The 13,044-nt window shown below is 40.3% G+C and carries 10 protein-coding genes; 6 read left to right on the top strand and 4 right to left on the bottom strand.

The features are described from left to right. The first annotated feature begins 7 nt into the window (after window positions 1-7). From ACK8HY_RS11545 to ACK8HY_RS11525, 5 genes are all read left to right on the top strand, one after another. Window positions 8-1,480, top strand: coding sequence for a RagB/SusD family nutrient uptake outer membrane protein (locus ACK8HY_RS11545; protein WP_077438806.1), 1,473 nt, complete (start codon window positions 8-10; stop codon window positions 1,478-1,480). Between the two features lie 3 nt (window positions 1,481-1,483). Next, on the top strand, window positions 1,484-2,854 hold the full coding sequence (locus ACK8HY_RS11540) for a substrate import-associated zinc metallohydrolase lipoprotein (RefSeq protein ID WP_416133712.1): 1,371 nt from the start codon (window positions 1,484-1,486) through the stop codon (window positions 2,852-2,854). 3 nt (window positions 2,855-2,857) lie between these two features. Beyond that, window positions 2,858-4,177 carry a DUF4302 domain-containing protein gene (locus ACK8HY_RS11535; RefSeq protein WP_416133711.1) on the top strand — a complete coding sequence of 440 codons (1,320 nt, stop codon included), beginning with the start codon at window positions 2,858-2,860 and terminating at the stop codon, window positions 4,175-4,177. Window positions 4,178-5,071: 894 nt separating this feature from the next. Next, the gene (locus tag ACK8HY_RS11530) at window positions 5,072-5,500 is read left to right on the top strand and encodes a nuclear transport factor 2 family protein (RefSeq protein WP_077438809.1); all 429 of its coding nucleotides are present in this window, start codon (window positions 5,072-5,074) and stop codon (window positions 5,498-5,500) included. A 371-nt stretch (window positions 5,501-5,871) separates the two neighbouring features. After that, window positions 5,872-6,861 (top strand): energy transducer TonB, encoded by a 990-nt coding sequence (locus tag ACK8HY_RS11525; RefSeq protein WP_416133710.1) that lies wholly within the window; start codon window positions 5,872-5,874, stop codon window positions 6,859-6,861. A gap of 63 nt (window positions 6,862-6,924) precedes the next feature. On the opposite strand, the gene acs is transcribed toward ACK8HY_RS11525, so the two are convergent. Next, window positions 6,925-8,841: an acetate--CoA ligase gene (gene acs / locus ACK8HY_RS11520; RefSeq protein WP_416133709.1), complete on the bottom strand. Its 1,917-nt coding sequence runs from the start codon at window positions 8,839-8,841 to the stop codon at window positions 6,925-6,927. Between the two features lie 185 nt (window positions 8,842-9,026). Between acs and ACK8HY_RS11515 the strand changes: the two genes are divergently transcribed. Next, window positions 9,027-9,896: a hypothetical protein gene (locus ACK8HY_RS11515; RefSeq protein WP_416133708.1), complete on the top strand. Its 870-nt coding sequence runs from the start codon at window positions 9,027-9,029 to the stop codon at window positions 9,894-9,896. A 127-nt stretch (window positions 9,897-10,023) separates the two neighbouring features. Here the strand turns inward: ACK8HY_RS11515 and ACK8HY_RS11510 are convergent, their stop codons facing one another. The 3 genes from ACK8HY_RS11510 to rsmA form a co-directional block, all read right to left on the bottom strand. Further along, the gene (locus ACK8HY_RS11510; protein WP_416133707.1) at window positions 10,024-10,965 is read right to left on the bottom strand and encodes an NAD(P)-dependent oxidoreductase; all 942 of its coding nucleotides are present in this window, start codon (window positions 10,963-10,965) and stop codon (window positions 10,024-10,026) included. Between the two features lie 110 nt (window positions 10,966-11,075). Continuing rightward, entirely contained in the window at window positions 11,076-12,257 is a 1,182-nt protein-coding gene (locus ACK8HY_RS11505; RefSeq protein ID WP_416133706.1) for an FAD-dependent monooxygenase, read from the bottom strand. Window position 12,258: 1 nt separating this feature from the next. Then, window positions 12,259-13,038: a 16S rRNA (adenine(1518)-N(6)/adenine(1519)-N(6))-dimethyltransferase RsmA gene (gene rsmA / locus ACK8HY_RS11500; RefSeq protein WP_077438815.1), complete on the bottom strand. Its 780-nt coding sequence runs from the start codon at window positions 13,036-13,038 to the stop codon at window positions 12,259-12,261. Between the last annotated feature and the right edge of the window lie 6 nt (window positions 13,039-13,044).

Below are 13,044 nucleotides of genomic sequence, written 5' to 3'. Positions count from 1 at the left end.
TTAAATTATGAAACTTACACACCTTACATATTTATTTATTTCTTCCACATTGCTATTTAGCAGTTGTAAGAAATACCTGGATCAACAGCCAGATATGCGTGCCGAAATCAATACGGTTGATAAAGTCAAGCGATTGATTACATCTGCCTACCCTTTTGCCAATTATCTAGCTATGTCTGAAACTTATTCAGACAATGTGGAAGATAAAGGAGTCGGTGATTTGTATCAACCTGTGCCTGCCCTGTATCGTTGGCAAGATGTCAAAGACAGTGATACGGATAGTCCCAATAGTTATTGGAACAATTGCTATGAGGCGATTGCCGCTGCCAACCATGCCTTGGCTGCAATAGAAGCCAATGATTTTGGCAATGATATTTTAGCCTTTAAGGGCGAAGCCTTGGTCGCACGGGCCTATGCACATTTTATGCTTGTCAATTTCTTTGCAAAAGTTTACGACTATAAGAAGCCGGAAAGCAATACATCGCCCGGTATTCCTTATGTCACGGAACCGGAAACCGTAGTTATCAAAAAGTATGACCGCGGGACAGTGAAATCTGTTTATGACAATATCCGTAGGGATCTGGAGGAAGGTCTAGCGCTGCTAGATGCAAATCCAGCGGAGTGGAATGTGCCTAAATACCATTTTACACCTGCTGCTGCCCATGCTTTTGCAACACGGTTTTATTTGTTTACCGGTGAATGGCAAAAGGTGGTAGACAATGCCAACAAAATTTTTGCGGGTGGAAATTTCGCTGGAAAATTGATTCCATATAACTCCACTTTTAAAAAGATGACCTTTGAAGAAGTGCATAATGTTTTTTCTAAAGCAGATCAGCCTTATAGCTTATTGATCAATGAAACCTACAGTGGCTATCAGCGTTGGTGGAATAATCGTTACGCTATGGGAATCAATGTTTTTCAAAATATTTATAATGGGGAAACCGCAGCGGGAGCCAAGTTTTATAATTTCGGTGTATCCTACGGCGCTCCGCATTATACAACCTATATCTGGAAGGAATTCTGGTATGTGACAAATCCAACGGCCAATACAGGTTACCCAATGCTTATGGTTCCCGTCTTAATTACAGACGAGGCCTTGATGAATCGGGCTGAGGCGTATTTAGAATTGGGGAATACTGCTGCTGGTATTGCTGATTTGAATTTAATGGCAAGCAACCGAATTGACAATTACAACCCTGCTAACCACGCTGTAACCGCGGCAAAATCCAAACAATTTTTTAAGGTACAAGATGATAAGGAAGCGCTGATCCAGACCGTCTTACAGTTTAAGCACATTGGCTTTATGTCGATGGGCTTGCGTTGGTTTGATATTATTCGTAAGGGAATAACGGTTAGACATCTCCTTATTGCAAATGATGAAACGGAGAGTTATATCGAATTAAAACCAGAGGATCCGCGACGTGTTTTTCAGATCCCGCAAGAAGCAGAATTGTCAGGTGTTGAACAAAACCCAAGGTAATTTATGAAAACGATTATAAAAGCAACCCTACTGGCCGGTCTTTTGGTTGGCATATACTCCTGTACGAAAGAGGAGAAACTTAATGTAAAAATTGAAAACTACGATACATTTGTACCCGGGAAAATTGACGAATGGATCAAAACGAACTTAACCGATCCGTACAATATTGAGGTGGTCTATCGGTATCAGCGTAATATGCATGATATCAATAAGAATATAGCACCAGCCAATGAGGATAAGGTAATCCCGCAAATGGACGTTGTCATTAAAGGTTTTTTGGATATCTATAAAAAAGTTGGTGGCGTACCGTTTATAAAGACCTATACACCAAAACAGTTTGCATTGTTTGGATCAGGCGATTATGATGTAGATGGGTCGGTGAAGGGGGGGACAGCAGATGGAGGAAGGCGCATCACCTTGTACGGAATAAACAATTTTGATGAAACAAATCCCAACTCTGTCAGTGGAAATCTGCAGGTTATTCATCATGAATTTACGCACATACTTAACCAGATGAGATTTATTCCTGGTGAGTTTGGAAAAGTATGTGCGGGGGATTATTATTCAAACTGGACGGCACAGGAGAATACCCAGGCTAAAGCAAGGTCATTGGGTTTTATCACGCCCTATTCGAGAAAGGCAATCGGTGAGGATTTCGCTGAAGTCTTGTCTCACCTGATTGTTGCGGGCCAATTGTATTATGATGATTTTGCTTACGACAGTGGCAAGGATGCGTATCCTAAATTTAAACTGAAAGAATCTATTGTAAGGGATTATATGGTTCAGAATTTTAATATTGATGTGACGCAGCTTCAGATTGAATTCCAGCGTATCATGGCTGAAAAATACCATTCTACCCGATATGAAGCAGCAACAGCTCTTAGCAATGATTATTTGGGCTCTTTGGATTGGGATATTCGAAGTACCTGGGGGCTGGAAAATACGCTATCCAATAAACAAAAGAATCTGTTTACGGCGATTTTGGATGAACTTGGGGGCTGGACCACAAAAACAATGGCATTCAAATTTGTTTCTTCGACAAAAGCCACACTGAACATTACATTTGGTGATAAAGATAATACCTGGACTGCAGCATATGATTTTGATATTGCAAAGAATGCGGACAATACATTTAAAATCTCCAAATCCGCCACGCAAGGGACAGGTGCCATTTATGATAATGGAAATATTAGCTGGATATTGAAAGATACGCAGCCCTTAATTGATTATCTAGGTAGTACGAGCTTTGCCGCAGCGTGGAAGAAAGTTGATTTAGCGGTTAATCCTAGCGATTATCTACAGTATTTTATTTTGAAAGATACAAAGGATCCAAATGCAACATTGATGGGTAAAGTAAATTTGAGGAAGTATTAAATTATGAAAAAGATATTTTATTTAATGTTTTTGGTATTACTGGCTTTCAGTTGCAGTAAACCACGGGAAGTGGATCAATTATTTGGCGATCCAGATAAAAGAGTGGCCGATACCCTTGCCTATGTAAAATCCACGCTTGTTAAAGCTCCTTTTGGTTGGAAGGCCTATTTAAGCACGGAATATTCAGGTGGCTATGGCTTTTATATTCAATTTCAGGAAAATGACCGGTTAAAAATGCTTGCTGATTTAGATGAAGAGACTTCATCAGAACTCAAAGAATCCACATACAGAATCAGGCAGATCATGTACGCAACATTATCATTTGATACGTATAATTATCTAACAATGTTGCAAGATCCAAACCCTGATGTATATGGTGGTCAACCTGGTAAAGGAATGGGGAGCGATGTTGAATTCGATTATATAAAGACACGTGGAGATACTTTATTTTTTGAAGGTAGAAAGTTTAAAAAGCCTCTTGTATTGATAAAAGCAAAAGAATCTGAAGCGAAAGTCTATGCTAGTAAAGGGTATACACAAGCAATTGAAAAAACTAACAAATTCTTTGCTGAAAATGCTAATCCATATATTGAGGAAAGTGGACAGAAATATCAAATTACAATTAATAACGATTCCAAAGAAACGGGAGCGACTACCATCCTTCCAGGAAATAAAGTAGAGAGTTCGACTGCTAAGTTTTGTTATACGTTGGACGGAATTATTTGCAATGTTGAGTCACCGCTCAAGGCGGGAAAAATTAATCTTGTAAAGATCTCTTGGGAGAGTGATAAGCTAACAGCTATTGATTCAATTGGTAGAAAATTTGAAGTGAAAAATTCCGCTCAACCGTTAATTCCGCTGCACCTGTTGATGGGAACAAAATATTCGAAACTATATTTACCATTTAATACATTATTGCCTGAAAACTCGCCAAAGGGGACGGAGATCTTAAATCGCTATTTCAAAGGATTGGGAAACGGTGCGACAGGGTATGTGTTTAATTGTGGAGATGTAAGTTTGGTATGGAATCTTGCAAATAAGAGAATTTCTTTCGTTGGTTTCGCCAGTCAAAATAACTGTGGCGGAGGTTGGTCAACTACTATTGTATACGACTATACCATTGATGACGCAACTGGTGTATTGAAATTAACCAAAAGGTCAGGTGCCTCCGGTGGATATAGTGCCAAGATTATGGATCAGCTTGACGATTTTCTGCTCAATAGCAGCTTTAAACTGGAGTATGTAATTGATGGAAAAAATCTGTATGCAAAAATTGTAGGTATAGATCGACCTGATGTTGCAATGACATTTACTTTGCAATAATACTTCTTCTACTTTCGTCCTGTGATAATGATGGATAATGTTATCACAGGGCGTTTGTATTTAATCCAGCGCTTGATTATCCTTTATCTTTGATCAAGCTTCTTGTCCTTATCAATAACGCTAAAATCAACGATTGTGCAACGTAGTTTTTAGCGTAGCTGAATGCATGGTAATACTGAGTTTTCCACAGAATGTTAATAACGATGTGGATAACCCGTTTTTTGGCTATTTTGGAAGACTGCTGTGCGAAGATGCTTCAAATTGTACCATGTCTGTGCCATTTTGCAGAGCAAATTGTTGATACTCTCCTGCTTCTAGATTGTTTAGACCTGTGTTGTCGGTATTTTGTCAAAGGGAATTTTCATTTACCCGTCTGTCCGAATCGTTTTCTCCGCTATCTGTTTCATTTCGACGCCTATCTAAGCGATAAAATCACCAGTCTGTGCCATAGAAACGGGAGACTTTTTTAATCTGATAGGCTACTAACTCATGCTGACTGATGGAAATGTTAAATACTCCCGTGTCGAGATGAATGAAGCATAAGACTAAATCATTCAGTTACTGGGGGAAATGTCAAAGTTGGAGCGCGAAATTGTGCTTTTGATATACAATTTTTCTACAGCCATAATCTTTCACCGCCCTTTCCCCCTTATTCACCGACTTTTTCCGAATGTTAATCTAAATGTAATGAAATCGTAGGCTGCGTTGTCTTAATTTTGAATCAGAATGTTGAGGGAAATGTTGCAACAAAATCAATATTCCTGCGACTACTAAGAAAGAGACAATAAAAAACTAACAATATAAAGTAAAAAGATTATGAAACCATCATGATTTATTCAATAAATAAGAACTGAATAAATCTGATAGCTTCATCACAAAAAAACAATTATAACGATGAAAACTTTAGTAAAGACATTTTTAGCAGCAGCCCTAATCGCAGTATCAACATGTACTATGGCTGCAGACCCAGGTAAAACATTGAACCTATCTACTGCTGATTTAGCTATTGATAGCTATGTATCCGTTATTACAGAAGGTGCATCGGGTGGAGTAGAGCAACTATTCGCTTCCGATTTCAGCCAAAAGATCCAAGGCCAAACGGGACGTACCAATAAACGCTCAGAAGTAATTTCCTTCCTGAAAAAGCAAAAAGGTGAAAAACTAAACTGCACGACCAATACGGAAATCTTGGAGGAATCCGATAATTATATGGTAGCAAAGATTACCATGAAATTCGAAACATTTACAAAAACAGACCTGGTTACCTTGGTAAATGAAGCCGGAACCTGGAAGGTCACGAGTTCGGTAAACTCATACAAATAGCAACTGTTTAATTAAATTCATATGTTTATTTTTAGCCACGTCGTGATGATGTGGCTATTTTTTTTGCTTTAAAATTCACAGAAGAATTCTTTATAAAAGCCTCTCTTTGCAGATCAATCAATAGCTAATAAAGGAATTGCATGAAGATATTAATCACATTGTTGTGCTGACGTTGACAGAAATCGCCAGGCTTGGGAAAAAGCGTGAATCTTCACGATTTTATGTTTTCCACATAGTTATTAACATGATGTGGAAAACCCCTTATCAGTAGAATCGGATATTTTATGAAGTGCGATAAAGAAATATGGAGTTAAATATTTTTTATATGTTATCGGATTTACTATACTTGCTCCATTATATTAACAATCATTATGAAGTATCTGCATTTGACAGCCCAAGTTATTTGTTTTTTTCTGTCTACTTTATGTATATCGGATCTGTATGCTCAGGTTACTTTTACGAGTTATCATAAAAAAGATGGCGATGAAACTAAACAACGCGACTCCGCCTATTTTATGAGAACCATCCATGTGGATGCTGGAGGGAAGGAGAAAACTTATCGCATCGAAGAATTTTATCTGCGTAATGATTCCCTCAAACTTAGTGGTATCAGTAGCAATGCGCTTTATCCGTTTAAATTTCAGGGACGCAAGTATGAATTTTATGAACAGGGAACTTTAAAAAGCCTGGAAAACTTTAGCAATGAAAGTGAGCTGATAGATTCGGCATTTTATCTTTATCCCAATAATAAACTGGAAAAAATTATTTTCTATCCAAGTAGCCTAGACAAAAAAGGGAAATTGCAGATAGAAAAGCCCATTTACGTCGTTTACTATGATTCGCTTAACAATAAAAAGCTGGACAATGGGAACGGTTTTATTCGGTTAAACTATGTTTGGAGCTATGAAGAGGGTGAAATGAAAAACAACTTACGGGAGGGCGAATGGAAAGGCAAAATGGGCAAGGACAGTTTCATAGAAACGTACAATCATGATCAGTTAGTGTCGGGCGTCAAAACCAAAGCGAATGGTGAAGTTTTTAATTATGATTCCACGAACTTTATGAGTCCGCCGGATTATCCCGGTGGAATTTCTAGACTGATGGGGTTTGTTAGCAGCCATTACAACTACACCCCGGGAGCAATTAGCAATAACGTAGCGGGTATTGTGCTGATCGAATTTATCGTAGACAAAGATGGTAATATAAAAGATCCAGTTGTAAAAAAAGATCTAGGCTTTGGAACGGGGGCAGAAGGAATCCGAGTGATAAAAAAGGCCGGAAAATGGAAGCCCGGAATCCAGCGTGGTGAGAGAGTTAATGTGAAATATACCATTCCAATACGGCTTAACTTATCGAGATAACAAAAGTTAAATAACAAAGAAAGCCTCCCATTAGGGAGGCTTTCTTTGTTAAAGGTTATAGAACTATTGTTTCAAGCCTTCGGCACCTTGTATGATCCCTTCGACTACTGTAGGATCCTGCAACGTAGAGGTGTCTCCCAGGTTGCTGATATCTCCTTCGGCAATCTTGCGTAAAATGCGGCGCATGATCTTTCCGGAGCGCGTCTTTGGAAGGTCATTGACAAACTGTATAATATCCGGTTTGGCAATAGGACCAATGATACGCGATACTGTCTCCATAATATCCTTCTTGGTTGCTTCAGCATCCGTATGGTGATTGGCGATAACATAGGCATAAATACCCTGGCCTTTTACCGGGTGCGGATAGCCAACGATAGCGGACTCCACAACATCAGCATGCATATTAATAGCATTTTCCACTTCGGCAGTACCGATGCGGTGACCAGATACATTCAATACGTCGTCCACACGGCCTGTGATTTTGTAATACCCCTCTGGACTGCGGAAACATCCATCACCTGTAAAGTACATGTCTTTGTAAGTGGAGAAATAGGTCTGACGACAGCGGTCATGATCTCCCCATGTCGTGCGGAGCATGCCCGGCCAAGGAAATTTGATGCACAGATTGCCTGTTACGTCATTACCTTCAATCTCCTTGCCGTTCTCATCCATTAAAGCGGGTTGGATGCCCGGCATAGGGAACATGGCATAACTTGCTTTTTCTGGTGTAACACCAGCTAAGGAGGTGATCAGGTGCCCTCCATTTTCCGTTTGCCAATAGGTGTCAACAATAGGACAATTCTTTTTACCTACTTTCTCATTAAACCAGTTCCAGGCTTCTTCATTGATCGGTTCACCCACTGATCCCAATACACGCAGTGACGACAGGTCGTTTTTATCGACAAACTGATCCCCGAAAGCCATTAATGAACGTAATGCTGTAGGGGAAGTATAAATGATATTAACCTTAAATTTATCAACAATATCCCAGTAACGGCTTGCATCAGGGAAAGTCGGGATACCTTCAAACATCAATGAAGTTGCGCCTTGCGATAATGGTCCGTAAACAATATAGCTATGACCAGTAATCCAACCGATGTCGGCTGTACAGAAAAATACATCATTTGGCTGATACTGGAAGGTATTCATAAAGGTATATCCGGTGTAGACCATATAACCACCACAGGTATGGACTACTCCTTTCGGTTTACCCGTAGATCCAGAAGTGTAAAGGATAAATAAAGTATCTTCGGCATCCATTTCCTCTGCTGGGCAGGCCGGATTGCCCTGGGTTTCTACTTTCTTAATCTCATCTTCCCACCATACATCACGCCCCTTGATCATAGATACTGGTGTGCGTGTACGTGTTAATACAATAACTCTCTCCACAGTATCACATTGCATCAACGCATCATCCACAATATTTTTAAGTCCAATGGTTTTATTACCGCGGTAACTGCCATCGGAGGTCACGATCAATTTACATTCCGCATCTACGATACGGTCAGCGATCGAACGTGCAGAAAACCCTCCAAAAACAACCGAGTGGATGGCGCCTATACGTGCACAGGCCAATACCGCAATCACAAGCTCCGGAACCATCGGTAAATATATACAGACACGGTCGCCCTTTTTGATATTGTTGTTCTTTAATACATTGGCAAATTGCTCGACCTTCTGTAACAATTGTTTATAGGAAAGGATGCGGTGGGCTTCATTGGGGTCATTGGGCTCCCAGATAATTGCCGGTTTATCGCCATTTGCATAAATATGACGGTCCAGGCAGTTTTCGGTAATGTTTAATTTTGCACCTTCAAACCATTTGATATTAGGTTCCTCAAAGTTCCAGTTCAACACTTTGTTCCATTTTCTCTTCCAGAAAAAATGATCCGCTATGCTCGCCCAAAACTCCTCCGGTTGTTCTACACTTCGCTTATATTCACTTTGATATTCTTCAAATGATTTTATTTGTAGGCTCATTGTTATAGGGTTATTATGAATTATTTTAATTTATAAAGTTATCGTTGCGAAATTGTTTTTAATATTTCAATTTCGGTGTACAATTTAGCGGTTTTTGCCCATTTTATCAACAATTTGATGTTTAATATAATGTTAAACTACTTTTATCTATCAAGATTGTTATCTTGCAGCAAGATTAAACAGGCATGTTGTTTCTAAAAAAGATATTCTATATCAGCATTTATACGAATATTTTGATTGCATTGGCCGCTATGGCGCAATGTGCACTGACTTATATCCTATTTGAAAGGCCGATCAATTGGTCTATTGTTTTGGTGGAAGGCTCCGCAACATTATTGCTCTATAATTTTAGCTTATGGTGGTCCAAGCCCAAAAATCCAAAAGAATCAAAATTTGCCCGTACACGCTGGATTTTTAATAACGAATGGCTGATGTGGCTCAATAATTTTATCGCATTGGCCGTGCTCGGTTACTGTTTGTTACAGATTCACCTGTACTCGTTTCTTTTTTTAGGCTTTATCGGGATGCTGAGCTTATTGTATGGAATGCCCTTATTTATCTTCCGTGATCGAAAAGTTGGGCTCCGACAAATCCCCGGTGCCAAGATCTTCCATATCGCGTTGGTGTGGGTTTGTAGTAGTGTGATACTTCCCTATGTCGAACTCCTTAATAACGGGGATGTCATAGATCATTGGGTTCTTGTTGCACTTTGTGTGCTGAAATTTATATTCCTGATCATCTGTACGCTACCTTTTGATATCCGTGATATTCAGCAGGACTCCTATTATCATCTGCGTACACTACCGAATATGCTAGGGGAGAAGAAAGCGAAAAATCTTACTTATACGCTGTTGCTATTACATAGTTTATTAATCCTTGTTGCGCCATATCTGCTATGGGTCAAGTTCGGATTGGTCTTAACCAATATACTGATTTATATACTCTTAAAATTAGCCGTTTTCAGGACCAAGGACCACTACCATTATGCCTATTTACTGGATGGTAGCCTAGTCCTTCAATTTTTGATCGTAGTCGTCCTTAGTATTTGGTATTAAAATTTTGTTTGGACAAGCATGCGGTTCCTCGATCCAATATAACTGAATAACTCGCATCGCCCGTGTATGCATCGAAGAACGGGGGCTTTCATTTTGTAGCACTTGATCGACAGACAGACTCCTTTTGTTACGTATCCTGCTGCTTTAAAAATGCAATAATCTTATCTGCTGCCACTTCTGATAATTTGTAATAGCTTTCAAATGTCCAGCCCGCTACATGGGGAGATAAAATGACATTATCCCTGCTGATAAGGTCTGAATACCAGCTCTGTTCTGCAAGTTTTGGGAATTTTTCAATGGGGAGTACGTCAAAAGCTGCCCCTAGTATGCTGCCACTGTCAAGACCATTCAATACAGCGGGAACCTGTACAATACCACCCCTGGCGCCCAAGAGGAAAAAGATAGCTTTGTTAAACTTCGATAAATAGATGTCATCGATCATTTCTTTTGTCTCTGCGGTCAAGGGGATATGGAAACTAATAATATCAGCTTGTTCGTAAATAGTTGCCATACTGGCTTCTACGGCATATTGATCCGTATAATTTGTACGGTATTTATCATAAGCCAGTACGTTCACGTCAAACCCAGAAAGTTTTTTGGCCATCGCCATACCATTATGACCATAACCGATCAAGCCAACAGTACGACCTTTAAGCTCATAACCTCGGTTGGCTTCACGCAACCATTGGCCAGTCCTTACTTGTCGATCGCCGCGGTTGAGATTATTCATCAGACTCAGTAACATTCCGATCATATGTTCTCCTACAGCATCCCGGTTACCTTCATTGGCCGGAATTAAAGCAATCTCTTTCTGGGTCGCAATTTCATCATCGATATTATCCATTCCGGCTCCTGCACGTGCGATAAAGCGCAGATTCGGTGCTAGATCAAAGAATACTTTATCTACCTGAAATTTGGAACGGATGACCAGGCCTGAATAGTTCGCAATAATCTTTTCAGATTCCGCACGGTCAATATCTGGGCGGTAATCATAAGTGATGCCCGCCTGCTCAAATTTCTCCAACATAATCTCATGGATGTCATCGACAATCAAAATATTAGTTTTCATCCCTTTAAATTTGTTTTTTTGTAATGAAGCGATCAGATTTATTTTTATCTCATGTTATCCGCAAGCGCTCAGCCGAATACTTCTGATCACTCCTCGATTGATGGAATAGATTAGGATCGTTCATGATTACGGTTTATTTGCATAAAATCTACTGACAATAGTTTGTTTAGCCGTTGTTGCTTAAGACTATTGGGTAGTATTCTCATCATAAAATTGCGCATACCGATCAAAAAAGGATTTTGCCATTGAGCGATTTTCCCGATCTGCCAAGACGTGTTACAGATATAGTTGACACGGTCCAAGCGACGTTTTTCAAATTGGGCAAATGCTTGTTGGATCGATGTGCTTGTTTTCAGTTCATCCAGCAGTACAGCAACATCCTCAATCGCCTGACAGGCACCTTGCCCCAAATTGGGCGTTGTAGCGTGGCCCGCATCTCCGATCAAAAGAATATTGTCAAAAGCGAGCTGCCCTAACGGCGCGATATCAATAATGTCGTTCCAGATCAGTTCAGCATCCTTAGTCTCTGATAGAATCGTTGGAATCGGATCGTGGTATTCTTTGAAGTTGTTGAATAATTCTGCGGTAGTCCATTTTTTTAATGCATTGTTTTGAGCTATACTATTAATACAGGCGTACCAATAAATACGGTTGCCAACAAGCGGAGTCATGCCAAACCGACCCTTTGCCCCCCATGTTTCAGTGCTTTTTTTAAGCTGGATACTGCTGTTATCTATTGTTGCCCGCCAGCAGGTGTAACCTGCGTAACGGGGGGTAGACGCTGGGATTAGCTGTTGACGTAAGAGTGAATGCACGCCATCAGCAATAAGCAGTGCCCCGCCAACAACCTGGCTTCCATCCGTAAAATGAATGCAGACTTTTCCCCCTAACCGTTCAAAAGAGGTCGCACGTTTGCCGAGATGAATATGGCTTTCGGGAATTTTTGATAAGAGAAACCGGTGTAGGTCAGCCCGGTGTATGGCGAAGTTGTCCTGTTTGTATTTTTGGCTGATTGATCTGGTATTGGGCTCGACCAAAATATTTCCCTTTTGATCCAAGACATTATAAGAACCTAGATAATGTCCGATTTGACTGATTTCATCTTTTAATCCCAAGTGATCTAAAGCCTGCATGGCATTGGCTGCAAGTCCAAAACCCGCTCCAATACCTTTAAGTTCAGCTACACTTTCATAGACATGGGCTTCAATCCCTAATTTTTGGAGGCCTATCGCTGCGCATAGCCCAGCGATCCCACCACCAATAATAATAAAAGTGTTATCTGTGGAATCCATATCAGAGGCAATTTGCGATCTCGTTGGTCAAGCTGACGAAATCATCGACAGTCAACCGTTCTGCCCTTAATTCATAAAGCGGATTATCGGACATCTTATCTTTCGGAACTACACCTGAAAGGGAGTTGCGTAAAGTTTTACGACGCTGGTTGAATCCAGCTTTAACGACCCGCCAAAATAACTTTTCATCGCATGCCAGTTGTTCGCGGTCATTTCGGGTCATGCGGATGACACCTGATAATACTTTGGGTGGAGGGTTAAATGCGCCGGCCTTTACCGTAAAGAGGTATTCAACTTTATAGTAGGCCTGTAAGAACACGCTCAGGATACCATATTCCTTGCTGCCCGCCTTCGCTGTACAGCGCTCAGCGACTTCTTTTTGAAACATACCGGCCATCTGAACAACACGTTGACGTTCGTCCAGAATTTTGAAGAGAATCTGAGAGGAAATATTGTAGGGGAAGTTGCCGATAACAGCCATCTTTTCACCGAAATAGTGTGAAAAATCAAGATTTAGAAAGTCGCCATGGATCAATCTTTTTCCCAATTGCGGGTATTTGTCATCCAAATAGGCAATCGACTCATCATCGACATCGATCAGATAGGTCTCATATTCTTCTTTCTGTAATAAAAAATCAGAAAGGACGCCCATGCCCGGACCAACTTCGAGTACCTGGCTGAAGCCCAGTTTAGGATCCAATGCTTCTACTATACGTTGGGCCGCATTCTTATCGTTTAAGAAATGCTGTCCTAAATGTTTTTTTGCTCTAACTGTACTCATAGTGCA

Origin of the sequence: Sphingobacterium sp. NGMCC 1.201703 (genome assembly GCF_047784615.1) — a bacterium.
GTDB lineage: Bacteria > Bacteroidota > Bacteroidia > Sphingobacteriales > Sphingobacteriaceae > Sphingobacterium.
Note: the sequence above shows the minus strand (reverse complement) of the source record. Positions and strands in the feature narration are given on the sequence as shown.

Excerpts from the sequence above, each read along its gene's own strand:
- ACK8HY_RS11545 (WP_077438806.1), top strand. The coding sequence starts at position 8 with ATGAAACTTACACACCTTACATATTTATTTATTTCTTCCACATTGCTA.
- ACK8HY_RS11540 (WP_416133712.1), top strand. The coding sequence starts at position 1,484 with ATGAAAACGATTATAAAAGCAACCCTACTGGCCGGTCTTTTGGTTGGC.
- ACK8HY_RS11535 (WP_416133711.1), top strand. The coding sequence starts at position 2,858 with ATGAAAAAGATATTTTATTTAATGTTTTTGGTATTACTGGCTTTCAGT.
- ACK8HY_RS11530 (WP_077438809.1), top strand. The coding sequence starts at position 5,072 with ATGAAAACTTTAGTAAAGACATTTTTAGCAGCAGCCCTAATCGCAGTA.
- ACK8HY_RS11525 (WP_416133710.1), top strand. The coding sequence starts at position 5,872 with ATGAAGTATCTGCATTTGACAGCCCAAGTTATTTGTTTTTTTCTGTCT.
- acs (WP_416133709.1), bottom strand. The coding sequence starts at position 8,841 with ATGAGCCTACAAATAAAATCATTTGAAGAATATCAAAGTGAATATAAG.
- ACK8HY_RS11515 (WP_416133708.1), top strand. The coding sequence starts at position 9,027 with ATGTTGTTTCTAAAAAAGATATTCTATATCAGCATTTATACGAATATT.
- ACK8HY_RS11510 (WP_416133707.1), bottom strand. The coding sequence starts at position 10,965 with ATGAAAACTAATATTTTGATTGTCGATGACATCCATGAGATTATGTTG.
- ACK8HY_RS11505 (WP_416133706.1), bottom strand. The coding sequence starts at position 12,257 with ATGGATTCCACAGATAACACTTTTATTATTATTGGTGGTGGGATCGCT.
- rsmA (WP_077438815.1), bottom strand. The coding sequence starts at position 13,038 with ATGAGTACAGTTAGAGCAAAAAAACATTTAGGACAGCATTTCTTAAAC.